Source organism: Anaerolentibacter hominis (assembly GCF_032380675.1).
Classification (GTDB): domain Bacteria; phylum Bacillota; class Clostridia; order Lachnospirales; family Lachnospiraceae; genus Anaerolentibacter; species Anaerolentibacter hominis.
In genome coordinates, this window is the sequence record NZ_JAWDIX010000002.1 from 330092 (window position 1) to 343792 (window position 13701).

Annotated in this window: 16 protein-coding genes; 9 read left to right on the forward strand and 7 right to left on the reverse strand. The window is 45.4% G+C overall.

Features of this window, described 5'->3' with window-relative positions; genetic code table 11:
• The first annotated feature begins 7 nt into the window (after positions 1 to 7).
• Positions 8 to 445 carry a LytTR family DNA-binding domain-containing protein gene (locus ABCW47_RS10705; RefSeq protein ID WP_343209910.1) on the forward strand — a complete coding sequence of 146 codons (438 nt, stop codon included), beginning with the start codon at positions 8 to 10 and terminating at the stop codon, positions 443 to 445.
• A gap of 12 nt (positions 446 to 457) precedes the next feature.
• A complete protein-coding gene (locus ABCW47_RS10710) occupies positions 458 to 922 on the forward strand; it encodes a DUF3021 domain-containing protein (RefSeq protein WP_343209911.1) in 465 nt (154 codons plus the stop codon).
• 110 nt (positions 923 to 1032) lie between these two features.
• On the opposite strand, the gene ABCW47_RS10715 is transcribed toward ABCW47_RS10710, so the two are convergent.
• The 4 genes from ABCW47_RS10715 to ABCW47_RS10730 form a co-directional block, all read right to left on the reverse strand.
• Positions 1033 to 1347, reverse strand: coding sequence for a hypothetical protein (locus tag ABCW47_RS10715; protein ID WP_343209912.1), 315 nt, complete (start codon positions 1345 to 1347; stop codon positions 1033 to 1035).
• A 12-nt stretch (positions 1348 to 1359) separates the two neighbouring features.
• Positions 1360 to 2316 carry a M56 family metallopeptidase gene (locus ABCW47_RS10720; RefSeq protein ID WP_343209913.1) on the reverse strand — a complete coding sequence of 319 codons (957 nt, stop codon included), beginning with the start codon at positions 2314 to 2316 and terminating at the stop codon, positions 1360 to 1362.
• On the reverse strand, positions 2313 to 2690 hold the full coding sequence (locus ABCW47_RS10725) for a BlaI/MecI/CopY family transcriptional regulator (protein ID WP_343209914.1): 378 nt from the start codon (positions 2688 to 2690) through the stop codon (positions 2313 to 2315). The genes ABCW47_RS10720 and ABCW47_RS10725 overlap by 4 nt, the downstream gene beginning before the upstream one ends.
• 370 nt (positions 2691 to 3060) lie before the next feature.
• Positions 3061 to 3252 (reverse strand): hypothetical protein, encoded by a 192-nt coding sequence (locus tag ABCW47_RS10730; RefSeq protein ID WP_343209915.1) that lies wholly within the window; start codon positions 3250 to 3252, stop codon positions 3061 to 3063.
• A gap of 240 nt (positions 3253 to 3492) precedes the next feature.
• Here ABCW47_RS10730 and ABCW47_RS10735 point away from each other — a divergent pair, with 240 nt between their 5' ends.
• Entirely contained in the window at positions 3493 to 4413 is a 921-nt protein-coding gene (locus tag ABCW47_RS10735) for an ABC transporter ATP-binding protein (RefSeq protein ID WP_343209916.1), read from the forward strand.
• Positions 4406 to 5263, forward strand: a complete 858-nt coding sequence (locus ABCW47_RS10740; protein ID WP_343209917.1) for an ABC transporter permease — start codon at positions 4406 to 4408, stop codon at positions 5261 to 5263. Before ABCW47_RS10735 ends, ABCW47_RS10740 begins: the two co-directional genes overlap by 8 nt.
• 132 nt (positions 5264 to 5395) lie before the next feature.
• Here the strand turns inward: ABCW47_RS10740 and ABCW47_RS10745 are convergent, their stop codons facing one another.
• Positions 5396 to 6253 (reverse strand): GyrI-like domain-containing protein, encoded by an 858-nt coding sequence (locus tag ABCW47_RS10745; protein ID WP_343209918.1) that lies wholly within the window; start codon positions 6251 to 6253, stop codon positions 5396 to 5398.
• An 838-nt stretch (positions 6254 to 7091) separates the two neighbouring features.
• Between ABCW47_RS10745 and ABCW47_RS10750 the strand changes: the two genes are divergently transcribed.
• Positions 7092 to 8030: a LysR family transcriptional regulator gene (locus ABCW47_RS10750; RefSeq protein WP_343209919.1), complete on the forward strand. Its 939-nt coding sequence runs from the start codon at positions 7092 to 7094 to the stop codon at positions 8028 to 8030.
• 82 nt (positions 8031 to 8112) lie between these two features.
• Here ABCW47_RS10750 and ABCW47_RS10755 read toward each other — a convergent pair whose 3' ends face one another.
• Positions 8113 to 8622, reverse strand: coding sequence for a helix-turn-helix domain-containing protein (locus tag ABCW47_RS10755; RefSeq protein ID WP_343209920.1), 510 nt, complete (start codon positions 8620 to 8622; stop codon positions 8113 to 8115).
• 242 nt (positions 8623 to 8864) lie between these two features.
• On the opposite strand from ABCW47_RS10755, the gene ABCW47_RS10760 reads away from it, so the two are divergent.
• The 4 genes from ABCW47_RS10760 (at position 8865) to ABCW47_RS10775 (ending at position 12422) form a co-directional block, all read left to right on the forward strand.
• Positions 8865 to 9515, forward strand: coding sequence for a TetR/AcrR family transcriptional regulator (locus tag ABCW47_RS10760; protein WP_343209921.1), 651 nt, complete (start codon positions 8865 to 8867; stop codon positions 9513 to 9515).
• Positions 9502 to 10086: a flavodoxin family protein gene (locus ABCW47_RS10765; protein ID WP_343209922.1), complete on the forward strand. Its 585-nt coding sequence runs from the start codon at positions 9502 to 9504 to the stop codon at positions 10084 to 10086. Before ABCW47_RS10760 ends, ABCW47_RS10765 begins: the two co-directional genes overlap by 14 nt.
• A 14-nt stretch (positions 10087 to 10100) precedes the next feature.
• Positions 10101 to 10784 (forward strand): FMN-binding protein, encoded by a 684-nt coding sequence (locus tag ABCW47_RS10770; protein ID WP_343209923.1) that lies wholly within the window; start codon positions 10101 to 10103, stop codon positions 10782 to 10784.
• Between the two features lie 456 nt (positions 10785 to 11240).
• The gene (locus ABCW47_RS10775) at positions 11241 to 12422 is read left to right on the forward strand and encodes an iron-containing alcohol dehydrogenase (RefSeq protein WP_343209924.1); all 1182 of its coding nucleotides are present in this window, start codon (positions 11241 to 11243) and stop codon (positions 12420 to 12422) included.
• A 78-nt stretch (positions 12423 to 12500) separates the two neighbouring features.
• Here the strand turns inward: ABCW47_RS10775 and ABCW47_RS10780 are convergent, their stop codons facing one another.
• Entirely contained in the window at positions 12501 to 13655 is a 1155-nt protein-coding gene (locus ABCW47_RS10780) for a hypothetical protein (RefSeq protein ID WP_343209925.1), read from the reverse strand.
• Between the last annotated feature and the right edge of the window lie 46 nt (positions 13656 to 13701).

Sequence of the window (13701 nt, forward strand, 5' to 3'; positions counted from 1 at the left end):
GGCAGCAGTGAAAATTATAATTGAGGAAATTCCGGAGGCGGAGGAAGAACAGGTTGTGATCCGGTGTCATGAACTGGACGACAGCCTTCTGGCGCTGGTGCGCAAAGTGAAAAACCGGAATGATCTGATTGTGGGATATGAGGAGGATAAAATCCGGCGTATTCGCCCGGATTCTATCTATTACTTTGAGGCAGTGGATAATAAGATTTTTCTCTATTGCCGAAAATCGGTCTATGAGTCCAGGCAGAAGCTCTATGAACTGGAAGAAAGACTGGGAGAGGGAAGTTTCTTCCGGGCATCCAAATCAGTGCTTTTGAATCTGGAACGGATTGACTTTGTCCGCCCGGCGTTTACGGGACGGTTTGAGGCGGTATTAGACAACGGAGAAAAGGTGATGATCTCCAGGCAGTATGTGCCGGAATTAAAGAAAAGACTGGGCTTGTAGGAGGAAGAGAAAATGGTGTTTCATGATATACTCAAAAGAGTGATCAATGGGTTCTTTATTATAAATACAGGAATTTTAATTTCCATGATCCTGATCTGCCTGCTCTTTCATCCGGAGGCGGCTTTCAGTGTAGCAGAATTGTCGGCGATCCCTCTGCTGGCCCTGATGTGTTCCATCCCGACCTTTTTGTTTTGGTCGTACAAACGGGAAGTGAGCAAGAAGCAGATGCTGGCGCGAACGATTGTGCATTGGCTCATCATAGAGGCTCTGGTGATGTTTTGCGCTTACCGCTGGGACTGGATTGACGAGGGCAGTACGACGCAGGCGATTGTGTTTGTTATCGTTATCTTCGCCGTCTATATGACTGTATGGGGCTGTACACTGTTGAATGAAAAGAAAGAGGCCGCGGCGATTAATGAGAAGCTGAGGAACCGGAAAAAGGAAAGAAACGGAAAAGGCCAGGATTCCGCGGATTAAGAGGAAGTGGATAGGATACGCATTAAAAAACAATCCTCCGGGACAACATTTTTTGTTGTTCCGGAGGATTGTTCATTCGTCTGTAATGATGTCTGGAAGCCGCATTTCATTTACGACGCGCTTTTTCTTTTTGAACTTCGTTTTACCAGATTTTTGATGAGATCAAGAGCGGCGCCCATCAATGCAAAACTTATAAAATGAGCGATGTACCAATATACCGAAGTTGCCCCCTGGATGCTTCCATTAGCAACTTTGAATCCTGAATTAAGCGTATCGGCAAAATCGGTAGATAAAATGGGTTTTAGTATGGGGTTTAGGTGAAAGAGAACGATTCCGTGTGAATCTCCTCCTCTTATATGAGTAATTATTATTATCACGCTTGCAATTAAAAAGTAAAACGTAAAGGACTTGAACATCTTTTTCATACTATGCTCCCATCAGTTTATGACCAGAAATCCCATAACAGCAGAAATTCCAAATACAGCTATTAGCAGGGATACGGATAAGAAAATCATCAACTTGTTCTGTTTTTTATAGTGCAAAATGGCCCCAAGCCGCTCCTTCATTATTTCCTTTTCATCACACATGGATACCGCCAGTATTCTTCCGGCGTTTCGGCTTAAATCAGCAATTTCTATTATAGTTTCCCCATATTCCCTTTTTTCATATGGGCCAAGCTTACGAATGACTGCTTCGTCGCAGGATAATTCACAGTCGCGGTTTATTGTATGTGCAATTACATAAAAAAACGGATTAAACCAATGAATACAAAGCAATAATTGTAGAAACCACTTGTACCATAAATCTTTACGCCTGTAGTGTATGAGCTCATGGAAAAATACATATCGAAGTTGTTTTTCATCTAAAGGTGCCGTTGGAAGATAGAGCACGGGGGAAAGCAACCCTGTCAGCATGGGGGTAGTTACGATTCTGCTTTGATAGACCGCTACCTTTCGTTTGATCTTCATTTCAGACAAACACTCGTTAAAAATATTGAGTATTTTAGTATCTGTAATCAGCTCCGAAGTTTTTCGAATGGCTCTGTTGAAGCGAATCAATTGAATCGCTTTCTTTGATACAATCACAGCCAATCCAAGCAACCATACAATCCAAAGGTTTTTCGATAAGCCAACATCAATACCCAGATTCGTCCTGAACAATAAATGAATGTTAAAGTCTGGTGTAAATGTCCCCGGTTTTTGAAACAAATCATCAATAAGATTCAGTTTCAAAGCAAAGGGCAGGCTGTATCGGAATAAGACAACCAGCCACATATAATACTGCCACGACTTTGTAATTTTGTTTTTTGCTAAGGTACGAATAATAAGCAGCGTTAACCCTGCAGCACTTCCTGAAAGGGAGAGGGAGAGCAGGAGATTGAATACATCGGTCACCTAATCTCCTCCTTATTAAAATATTCCCGCAGTTCATCAATATCATTTTCGCTCAGTTTACTGCCATGACATAAAGCTGCAATAAAGTTTTTAGCATTACCGCCATAGAGTTTGTCAATCAGTCCCTGGGTTTCTGTTTCAATATATTCTGCTTCGGTTATGTTGGGGCTATAATACATTACCTCCCGCTTTTCTGAAGTAATAACACCTTTTTCTGCAAGTCTGCGTACTAAGGTGTTAATGGTAGATTTACCCCAATTTTTTGTGCTTTGAAGTTCAAGGCGCAGATTCGTAAAGGAAACCGGTTGTTTTACTCTCCAAAGAATTTTCATTACTTCCAGTTCAGCATTTGATATTTTGTCTGCCAAATTCATAGCAATACACTCCCCTTTTTATGTATTACAATTGTAACACGTGGTTTACTATATGTTACATCTGTAGCACACACTTGTCAACAGATTTTTTAACTACATAGTAAAGTTTGGAGATCTTTCCTATGAATTCAAGTGCGCCTCGGCGTACTTGCTGCGGGCCGCATGTCATGCTTTGCATGACATAATACATCTGTGCGGCTCTGTAATCCGCCGGAGGCTTTATCTTGGAAGGAGGCTGGGCTCCCGCCAAGACGAATTTATTATTTACTCACTACCTATAGAGGGGGGAGTCTTATCTCCTTCCATGATAAAAAAACGGGTTTATCCGCTGTTTTTGGGATAAGCCCGTTTCATCATCTCAGATGGACAGTTAGTTTGACAGAGGTAAAACCAATTTATCGGACAGAAGTAAATAGAGCAGAATCAGGCCGGCGGCAATGAGTATTATACCAATTGCGCGTATACTGTTTCTGGCGATAGGATTATTTTTTGCAATTCTGCCCGCCAGACAAAACAGGATCAAACCAAGGATGGAAATAAAAATGGATAGTACCGGATACATATGTGTTCCCCTTTCCGATTGGCCTTCCCGCATACGTCGAATCTGCCGGTAAGGAGTTTCTTTATTCTAAATTCTAATGCCTGCCTGCAGGTTTGTCAAACTACAGCTTTCACTCAAAATTCTTTGTCTTTTGATGTCACTATTTAACCACTTACCGCCCCGATATGACCAGATACCGGATTTCTATTTTCATGGGGAAAAAAGCCGGATATACTGAGGTTGAAAAGGGGGATATGAGTGATGAACAAGATTTTGGAAGTTTCAGGGCTGAAAAAAAGTTATGGAAATGTAGAAGCGGTGAAAGGAATTGATTTTTATGTGGAGGAAGGAAAACTGTTTGCCTTTCTGGGGCCGAACGGAGCCGGAAAGTCCACGACGATTGATATTCTCTGTACGCTGCTTGAACCGGATGCGGGAACGGTTAAGATAAATGGCTACACTCTGAATAAAGAGGACCGGTCAATCAGGGATCAGATCGGCGTGGTATTTCAGGATGGTGTGCTGGATGGCCTGCTGACGGTCAGAGAAAATCTGACTGTGCGGGCCGGATTTTATAAGAAATCCCGCCGGGAGGTGACGGCGACAGTGGAGCAGGCGATGAAAGCCGCGGAGGTAACAGAATTTGCCGACCGACCCTATGGAAAGCTCTCCGGCGGGCAGAAACGCCGGGCAGACATTGCCAGAGCACTTCTAAATACTCCGAAAATTCTATTTCTGGATGAGCCCACTACAGGGCTGGACCCCCAGACCAGGAGGGCAGTGTGGTCCATGATTGCGAAGTTGCAGAGAGAAACGAAAATGACCGTATTTCTGACGACACATTATATGGAAGAAGCAGCAGCAGCGGACTATATCATTATCATTGACCGCGGGGAGGTGGCGGCGAAAGGAAGACCTTATGAACTGAAACAAAAATACAGCAGAGATTCGCTGAAAATAAAGACCTCCCAGCCGGATCAAATCAGAACGCTCCTGGAAGACAGGGGGTATTCTTTTAAGGAGGATGAAAGTATCATCACAATACCGCTGGAAAAGACGAAGGACGCCCTTCCCCTGCTTAACACGGCGGAACCATATCTGGAAAGTTTTGAGGTGGTACACGGCACAATGGATGATGTATTTTTAAATATAACCGGTATGGGGGTGAGAGATCATGTTTAACCTGGCGAAGCGTAATTTCAAACTGTATATCAGAGATAAAGGAGCGGTATTTTTCTCACTTCTGGGGGCGCTGATCATGATTAGCCTCTATGTACTCTTTCTCGGCAATACCATTATAAGCGGCGACATGGAGAAGCTGCCTCAGATCCGTTTTTTGACTGACAGCTGGATGATCGCGGGAGTTATCTGTGTATCAACCATTACTACAACCCTGGGAGCTCTGGGGATTATGGTGGATGATATCACGAAGAAAACCAGAAAAGATTTTTCTGCGTCCCCGCTGAAGCGGTACCAGATTGTGGGCGGCTATGTATTGAATTCTGTGGCGGTAGGTATCTTTATGTCTCTGCTGACCTTCCTTGTGGGAGAGATCTATATTCTGGCGGACGGCGGTAAAATACTGCCGGTCCTGGGTATTCTTAAAATTTCAGGCGTGATTGTCCTCTCTGTGCTGGCATCCAGCTCTCTGACCTGTTTCCTTGTAAGCTTTTTTAAGACGAGCGGAGCATTTTCAAATGCCAGTATTGTGCTGGGCACACTCATCGGTTTTATTACCGGTTCCTATATCCCGGTGGGCTCGCTGCCGGAAGCGGTGGGCTGGGTTATAAAGCTGTTCCCGCTGTCTCATGCGGCGGCTCTGTTCCGGCAGATCATGACGGCCGATATTATCCCGGTTACTTTTGCCGGAGCACCGGAGATCGCCGCTGAATTCTCCGCGGAACTGGGAGTTACGCTGGAATTTGGAGCTAATACACTTTCCTGGCCGGTGCATATCGCTGTCCTGCTGGGAACTGCTGTACTCTTTTATGGACTGGCTATTTTCCGGCTTGCGGGAAAGAAACGGTCCTGAATGGGCGGAGGTATCATACAGAGACAGCGCCGTTTTAAACGGCGCTATCTCTGGTTACAATAAGGCGGTTCGCGAAGCGTGCCGCCGTTTGTTTTATAGGCTTGATTTTTCAGAAGTCCTTTTTCTGCTGTTTTATTTCTGACGGACGGGAATCCAGATTTCACTATAATAAGCTTCATCCTCGACGCCTTTTGCATAATCGGCCGGATCATTGTACATTTCTATATGATAACCGGCCGCGATTTCATAATCCTTACATCCGGGCAGCCACTCTGAAAATATTTTCTCATGCGTGTCCTGGAGTGAACGGGACGCGGCGCCTTTGCAGGCAAAGACAGCCCAGGTGTGCGCAGGAATAACCCTGGTCATAAAGCCCGCAGGAATGTCAAAGGCAGGGTCGTAATTATCCCCAATCAGATATTCGAACTCATTGCCTTCCATATCTTCATCAATGGAAATGCCGTACATGCTGGAAATATGACTGTTTTGTCCTGTCTGGTTAAACTCCGCCCATAAGTTCTGAATGGTGGATTCCGCCTCATCATATTTTAATTTCTTTGAAATACCGATGACTGTAAATTGATCTTTTTGAACGATTTTGTAATCCATCGTATAGCCCCCTTCTAATATGAGTTTGATTTTAAGCGATGCAAAGGACTTTATCATTGCCTCGCCTTTTCGCACAGAGGTGGGAGTTGCACCGTGAAAGCGGGTAAATGCTTTTGTGAAGCTGTCGGGTGAATCATAGCCGTATGTGAGTGCAATATCAATAATCCTCCGGTCGGTGGAAATAAGCTCGCTGCCGGCAAGCGTAAGTCTGCGCTTTTTCATATACTCACCAACCGTGAAACCGCAGAGCATGGCAAACCCTTTCTGAAAATAGAAGGGTGATACCATCGCCTGTTTTGCGATATCTTCAATCGTGATATCCTCTGTGATATGTTCCTCAATATAGCTGACTGCCGTGCTGATACATTCCGTCCACTCCATTTTTGGCACCTCCTGTCTGTGTTTCTATCATACGGGATCGGAAGGGGAAAACCCCGATTTTGAGTGCTTACTTTTGTCCGAATGGAGAAGCAAGCTATGAATCTAGTTTAAGAGCTTTGAACGGCGAATACAATAGAGAGCTAGTGGGAGTTTTAGGGATATGACGCCGGGCTAGCACGCAAATGCGATACATTTACTCGCTCGCGGCTGTCGCCGCATATATCTAAAATAGAACGTCTGCAGCAGTGAGCGAGTCACCTGGGATGATTTAGGATGTCGCCGGGCAAGCTCGCAAATGCTGCGCATTTACTCGCTCGCGGCTGTCGCCGCATATATCTAAAATAGAACGTCTGCAGCAGTGAGCGAGTCACCTGGGATGATTTAGGATGTCGCCGGGCAAGCTCGCAAATGCTGCGCATTTACTCGCTCGCGGCTGTCGCCGCTTATATCTAAAATAGAACGTCTGCAGCAGTGAGCGAGTTCACCTGGGATGATTTAGTATAACGCCGGGCAAGCTCGCAAATGCTGCGCATTTACTCGCTCGCGGCTGTCGCCGCATATATCTAAAATAGAACGTCTGCAGCAGTGAGCGAGTTCACCTTGGGATGATTTAGTATAACGCCGGGCTAGCTCGCAAATGCGATGCATTTACTCGCTCGCGGCTGTCGCCGCATATATCTAAAATAGAACGTCTGCAGCAGTGAGTAAACTCACCTGCAGACGTTCTATTTTATCTATGCCCGGCTCGTAGCAAACGTATATTTCCTTTTTGGGTGGGTTATGCTATACTTTAACTGTGTTATTGGATAAATGAACCATGTTTAATGGGGTACAGCAGATGAATTTAGTGCATTTAAAGTATATTATTGAAGTGGAAAAGACGGGCTCTATTTCTAAAGCGGCCGCCAATCTTTTTATGGGCCAGCCGAATCTGAGCAAGGCCATTAAGGAACTGGAGGAGGAAATCGGTATTACGATTTTCAACCGGACGGCCAAGGGTGTGGAGACGACGGACCAGGGCGCGGAGTTTTTGAGTTATGCCAAGACGATCCTCCGGCAGGTGGATGAGATGGAGGCGTTCTACAAGAACCCCAAGACGGATAAGCAGGCGTTCAGTATCTCTATTCCCCGGGCCAGTTATATTACCTATGCGTTTACCCGGTTTGTGAACAGTCTGGACCACACAAAGCCGATGTCTATCAATTATAAAGAGACGAACTCGATTGAGGCGATCAACAATATACTGGAGCATAAATATAACCTGGCGATCATCCGGTATCCGAACGTCTATGAGCCATATTTTTTGTCTCTGCTTCATGATAAGGACATGAAATACGAAGTGATCTGGGAAGTGGAGTACGTATTGATTATGTCCAGAAAGCATCCGCTTGCCTTTACCAGAGAGATTTCCTATGAGGATCTGAAACCGTATGTGGAGGTTGTCCACGGGGACATGGCCGTTCCGCATCTGTCTCCTACTTATGTGAAGAAGGCGGAGGAAGAGGAGAGCGCCAGTCAGAGAAAGATCTATGTTTATGAGAGAGGAAGCCAGTTTGACTTTCTTACGAATGTGACGGATACCTATATGTGGGTGTCTCCGCTGCCTCAGGAGATTCTGGACCGTCATGATCTGGTGGAGCGCCAGTGCAAGGATGTTATTAAGAAAAATAAGGATGTACTGGTCCAGCCCAGCAATTATAAGCTGACTGACCTGGACAAATCATTTATTAAACTACTCAAACAGACGAGAGATGAAACCGGAAGAAAATGGGTATAGATTTCCAACGAAATAAAGTTAAAATCGGTTATGCCGCTGAAATGTTCAGCGGCATTTTTTCTGCTATTTCGTAAAGTTCTCTTTATCCTTTCTTACGCGTTAAGAAAATTCCAACGATAGCCCCGATAAGGATAATTGGAGCAAATCTGACAAACAGCCATTCAAACCCATGAAATACTGCCCCCACAACGGCGGTTTCAGGGTCACCATAGTTCCAGCCTAAATAAGGACTATTGAATACAATTAAGACCGCAGCAATGGTTACTATGACCGCACACAATGAGATAAGAAGCCAATGAAGAGTTTTTCGTCTCGAGGTCTTCCTTTGTGCCAGCTGCAGGTTTATAACCTCCAATTTTTCGGAAATCGCTTTTAAGTCATCAGCCTTCGGTTCAGGGACCGTTTCTCCAAGCAAAGTACTTACGGGTGTTTCAAGCACCTCTGATAAGGAGACTAACATATCAGAATCGGGAACTGACAATCCCTGCTCCCATTTAGAGATTGTTTGGCGCACGACATTCAGCTTGATGCCAAGTTCTTGCTGCGAAAGTCCTTTTGATTTTCTAATTTCTTTTATGTTTTCGTTTAGCATCAGAGATAACCTTCTTTCTTTCGTTTGTTACCACTATTGTATACAGTACCGCCCGTTGCTACAAGCAACGCATAGTAACATTTAGGCGTTATGGCTGTGATATGCGCTTGATCACATTGGAGAGAAGAAGAAAAGCCTGACAAATTGTTCTTAAAAGTTTGTTTTTATCCGAAGTCCTTGCTAAAACGAAAAAGGTCTGCTACAATTAATTAAACTATTAGTTTAATTATTAAGGAGGAGACATGGGGCGGAGAAAAAAAGAACCGGAGAGCGTACACCGCGAAGCTATTTCCTCAGCGGCGGAACGTCTTTTTTTACGCAAGGGCTTTGAGTCGGCGACGATGGACGATATTGCCAGAGAAGCCGGTTACAGTAAAGCGACTTTATATGTCTATTTTAATAACAAAGAAGATATCATAGGTTTCCTTGTGTGCAGGAGCATGAAGCTGCTTTTTGAGTTTATCCGAAAAGCGGTAAGGGAACCGGTTACGGTGAAGGAAAAGTATAATGGTATCTGCAAGGCACTTACCATATATCAGGACCAGTATCCGCTTTATTTTAACCTGGCCCTGGGAGAGATCAATGTGGATTTTGAACGGGGGGATTGCCTGCCGGAGGAGAAGGAAACCTTCGAAATTGGTGAACAGATCAACGCGGAACTGGTAAAGTTCATTCAATCAGGCATTGCTGCGGGAGAGTTCTTACCGGATATTCCGGTCCTTCAAACTGTATTCCTGTTCTGGGCCTCTCTGGCGGGTGTAATACAGATGGCGGTGAATAAACAAGCCTATATAGAAATGACGATGCATCAAACCAAAAGTCAGTTTCTGGAATTTGGATTTGAACGGCTTTATCGTCTTATTTCGGCGGAGGGTGAAAATGACAGAAAATAATAGAAAGAAAAAACTACTTGCCATTCTGGGCAGTCCCCGGGAAAATGGTTCCACAGCTGCTATGCTGCGCTGCGCTTTAAACGCAGCGGATGAAAACGGTTGGGAAATCAGTACAATTTATCTGTACCGGCAAAACATTGGATTCTGCAAAGGCTGCAGGGCATGCGGCAAGACAGGGAAATGTGTCATAAACGATGATATTCAGGAAATCGCACACCAGCTTAAAACCTGTGACAGAGTTATTTTAGCCGCGCCTACCTACTGGGCGAACGTTCCAGCGGTTGTGAAAAATATGTTTGACCGCCTGGTCGGGACGGCAATGGAAGAGACGAGCACGTTTCCCCGGCCCCGCCTGTCACGTGATCAGAGCTATCTGCTGTTAACGGCCTGCAATACCCCCTCTCCGTTTTCCTGGATTTGCGGCCAGAGCAAAGGCACGCTGCGGGCGATGAAGGAATTTTTCAAAACCTCCGGCATGAAACAGGCCGGTTCCGTGGTTTTTTCCAACGCGAAGGGCAGGGCTGAACTGCCTGCCAAAGTAATAAAGAAAATTAAGAAGCTGTGCAGATAGGAGGGGGCCCATATATGAGTATAATCGCAGGTTATTTCAGTCTTATATGTTTTGTTTTGCTGTTAATAAAGAGCTTTACCCGTAAATTCCGGTGGGACAAACCGGACGAAATACTGGAAAGGCTGCACAAACCGCTCAGCGCTACGTTGCTCGTATCCAGTGTGTTTCATGTGATATTTGCTATTCCGGTTTTTCATACCCGCAGTATACTTGTTATCGTCACCGGGCTGGGGCTGGTTTTGTTACTGGTTCTGATTATTCTTCTCGGCCACGGCAGAAGAGATGACCGTGCAAAATGGCTGCGCCGGCACAGAATTTTAGCCGGCCTTCTGCTTCTGATGGCTATAGTACACATGGTCACTTATATGACGGATTTTCAGGATTATCAGACGAGAGTCGGGAGCATCACACTTCATGGGATTGATACCAGTGGTATGCCGGATGGAGAATATACAGGGGAATACGATGCCGGATATATTTACGCAAAGGTCCGGGTCATTATTTCAGAAGGAAGGATTGAAACGATTCATCTCCTGGAACACGAAAATGAGCGGGGACAGGCGGCAGAGAGCGTTATAGCGGATATTTTGGACACACAGACCTTTCCTGTAGACGCCGTCTCAGGGGCGACGAATTCCAGTAAAGTAATTCAGATGGCTGTGCAAAATGCGTTGGAAGAGACAGCAGTAAAAGAGTAGGTTATGTAACAGTAAAGTTTGTTTTTCATCGTTATTTTTTTGTCATTCTTTTTTTCATATATGTGCCATTCTAAATTGATATTATCTATTCTCGATATTTCGTGTTACAATCATTTCCAGAGATTGATAAAAAATTATCAATGTCTTCGTCTTCAGAATCCGGACGAAACTTTCCTTTTGTCCTATATCCGATTCTACCCGGGTATAGGACACTACAAAGTTGGACACCCCGGCAGTTGCTGCAGGGAAATCACATTCAAGACTCGCCCGCGAGTCTTGGCGCGCGATTCGAGTTTGCGTAAGCAGACATAATTCTTATCCGAATCGCTGCGCATCCTCGCGGAGCGGTATGACAGACGTGAGATAGTACTCCTGCTGATATAAGTATGTTACTCACTGCCTATAGAGGCAGGAGTCATCTCACGTCTAATATAATTCCAGGAGGGAATGATAAGTATGGCAAGATTTACATTACCGAGAGATATTTATTATGGAAAAGGTACTTTAACAGAACTGAAAAACTTGAAGGGGAAAAAAGCTATTGTAGTAGTCGGCGGCGGTTCCATGAAACGGTTTGGTTTTCTGGACAGAGTAGTAGAATATTTAAAAGAAGCCGGCATGGCAGTAGAATTATTTGAGGGAGTTGAGCCGGACCCGTCCGTTGAGACCGTTATGAAGGGCGCAGAGGCAATGAGAAAATTTGAGCCTGACTGGATCGTTGCTATGGGCGGCGGATCACCGATTGATGCTGCCAAGGCAATGTGGGCGTTCTATGAATATCCGGAAACTACATTTGAAGACCTGATCACACCGTTTAACTTCCCGGAACTGAGACAGAAAGCGCATTTCTGCGCAATTCCTTCTACCTCCGGTACTGCAACCGAGGTGACCGCATTCTCCGTAATCACAGACTATGCAAAGGGAATCAAATATCCGCTGGCTGACTTTAACATTACCCCGGACGTTGCAATCGTTGATCCGGATCTGGCCGAGACAATGCCGGCCCACCTGGTAGCTTATACTGGTATGGACGCGTTGACACATGCCATTGAGGCTTATGTATCTACCCTGCATACACCATTTACCGATCCGCTGGCTATCCAGGCGATTCAGATGGTAATTGATTATCTGCCGGCATCCTACAAAGGCGACATGAGCGCAAGAGAGGAAATGCACTACGGACAGTGTCTGGCAGGTATGGCATTCTCCAATGCTTTGCTTGGAATCGTTCATTCCATGGCCCACAAGACCGGCGCTGCATTCTCCACCGGACATATTACACATGGTCTGGCAAATGCAATGTATCTTCCATATGTTATTAAATACAATGCGAAGAATGACGAGGCAAAGAGCCGCTATGCAGCAATTGCAAAGAGCATTGACTTAAAAGGCAGTAACGAAGATGAGCTGGTTGACGCACTGTGCGAGAAGATCAAAGAGTTCGACGACAACTTAAGCATTCCAAAAACCTTGAAAGAATTCGGTATTGATGAGAACGAATTCAAAGAGAAAATTGCAACCATCGCAGAGCTGGCTGTTGGCGACGCCTGCACCGGTTCCAACCCGAGAAGTATTACACCGGCTGAGATGGAACGTTTATTTACCTGCATTTACTATGGTACCGAAGTAGATTTCTAATCCTTCTAAAAATAAATATAAAAGGAGAGCGTCCCTTTTGCAAAATGAAAGGGACGCTCTCTTTGTTCGCGCATATGTTCATTTGCACATCGTGCTATCTTCCTTGCAGTCAAAGCGGTATTCATTTTTCGGAAAACCATCCTCATCGAATTGGAGATAAAATCGCTCATAGCGGTAGCGGAACCGGTCCTCATAACCCGGAGTAAAAATACGTTCCCGCCTCGCGGTACCGGTTACCAGAAATCCTTTATTAAACGGCAGTAAAGGGCCCAGTTCGCAGGCGTCCGCATAGACTTGTTTTGTAATACTGCTCTCTTTGCAGAAGCGGAGGCAGTAGGTTGTGTTGGTGAGTGGATCTATCGTCTGTTCCACCGGATATTCTGTCACAACTAATTCTCCGTTGATTCTTCCCAGGATCTGCTGAGGGATGGCTGTTTCAAAGGTGATTTCCTGAATCAGTTCTCCGCTCCAGTCCCATTCTGCCAGCTGTACTTTTTCACCTGACGTACCCCAGAGCAAAGCGGCTCCCTTTTCGTCAGCAAAGGTATGATAAACAGGTCCGGAACGGGTGAAGGGGTCTCCAAGAGTAAAAGAACCGGATACGCTGAGGGGAATAACCTCTGCGGGCATCAGGTTATGATCAAACCGTACCAGAGAGAAGCCTGCTTCACCGGGTGACCTTTGCTCTTCGAAAGGATGTTCCGGATCAGCAGAGAGCAAAATAACGTAAATGTTCTTTTCGGCCAGAGCTGCGTTTAACAGACGGCAGGTACCCTGGGTGGGGAAATGCCGTTTAGCAGAACGGTTTCCCTTAAGGTCAAAGGCCGCAGCCTCTATATCTTCTCCTTGTATTCGGAACAAAATAAGATGCCCGTCCGCTCGCTCGATTAAATGAAGAGAGGATACAGTATCAGGCGGTTGATCCGAAATGTCGCAGGAATAAAGAATCGAACCGTCCTCCCTGCAGCGCAGCAGACGGATTCCATCGGTGCCTGAGACAAAACAAAAGGCAAAGCCGCCGTTTTTGCAGGGAGTGATTGCTTCAACTGTACCATAGAAGGAAAATGCATACTCCTGTTCCCACTGTATTTCTCCATCGGGATTATAGAAGGAAAAATTAGCTGTTTTGACACCATTCTGCTGAGTCGACGGATCAGAGTCCAGACGGGAAGATTCTACGAGCCAGCCGTTTTCTAAACGGACTCCAAAGATGGGGATGCCAGACGTAAGCAAAGAATCTGCAGGAAGGTCAGCTTATTTAGTGCATCCGCTTTGAGCT

Bases quoted from the DNA above. Each gene is read 5' to 3' on its own strand.
- ABCW47_RS10710 (WP_343209911.1), top strand. From the start codon at position 458: ATGGTGTTTCATGATATACTCAAAAGAGTGATCAATGGGTTCTTTATT.
- ABCW47_RS10715 (WP_343209912.1), bottom strand. From the start codon at position 1,347: ATGAAAAAGATGTTCAAGTCCTTTACGTTTTACTTTTTAATTGCAAGC.
- ABCW47_RS10725 (WP_343209914.1), bottom strand. From the start codon at position 2,690: ATGAATTTGGCAGACAAAATATCAAATGCTGAACTGGAAGTAATGAAA.
- ABCW47_RS10730 (WP_343209915.1), bottom strand. From the start codon at position 3,252: ATGTATCCGGTACTATCCATTTTTATTTCCATCCTTGGTTTGATCCTG.
- ABCW47_RS10735 (WP_343209916.1), top strand. From the start codon at position 3,493: ATGAACAAGATTTTGGAAGTTTCAGGGCTGAAAAAAAGTTATGGAAAT.
- ABCW47_RS10740 (WP_343209917.1), top strand. From the start codon at position 4,406: ATGTTTAACCTGGCGAAGCGTAATTTCAAACTGTATATCAGAGATAAA.
- ABCW47_RS10745 (WP_343209918.1), bottom strand. From the start codon at position 6,253: ATGGAGTGGACGGAATGTATCAGCACGGCAGTCAGCTATATTGAGGAA.
- ABCW47_RS10750 (WP_343209919.1), top strand. From the start codon at position 7,092: ATGAATTTAGTGCATTTAAAGTATATTATTGAAGTGGAAAAGACGGGC.
- ABCW47_RS10755 (WP_343209920.1), bottom strand. From the start codon at position 8,622: ATGCTAAACGAAAACATAAAAGAAATTAGAAAATCAAAAGGACTTTCG.
- ABCW47_RS10760 (WP_343209921.1), top strand. From the start codon at position 8,865: ATGGGGCGGAGAAAAAAAGAACCGGAGAGCGTACACCGCGAAGCTATT.
- ABCW47_RS10765 (WP_343209922.1), top strand. From the start codon at position 9,502: ATGACAGAAAATAATAGAAAGAAAAAACTACTTGCCATTCTGGGCAGT.
- ABCW47_RS10770 (WP_343209923.1), top strand. From the start codon at position 10,101: ATGAGTATAATCGCAGGTTATTTCAGTCTTATATGTTTTGTTTTGCTG.
- ABCW47_RS10775 (WP_343209924.1), top strand. From the start codon at position 11,241: ATGGCAAGATTTACATTACCGAGAGATATTTATTATGGAAAAGGTACT.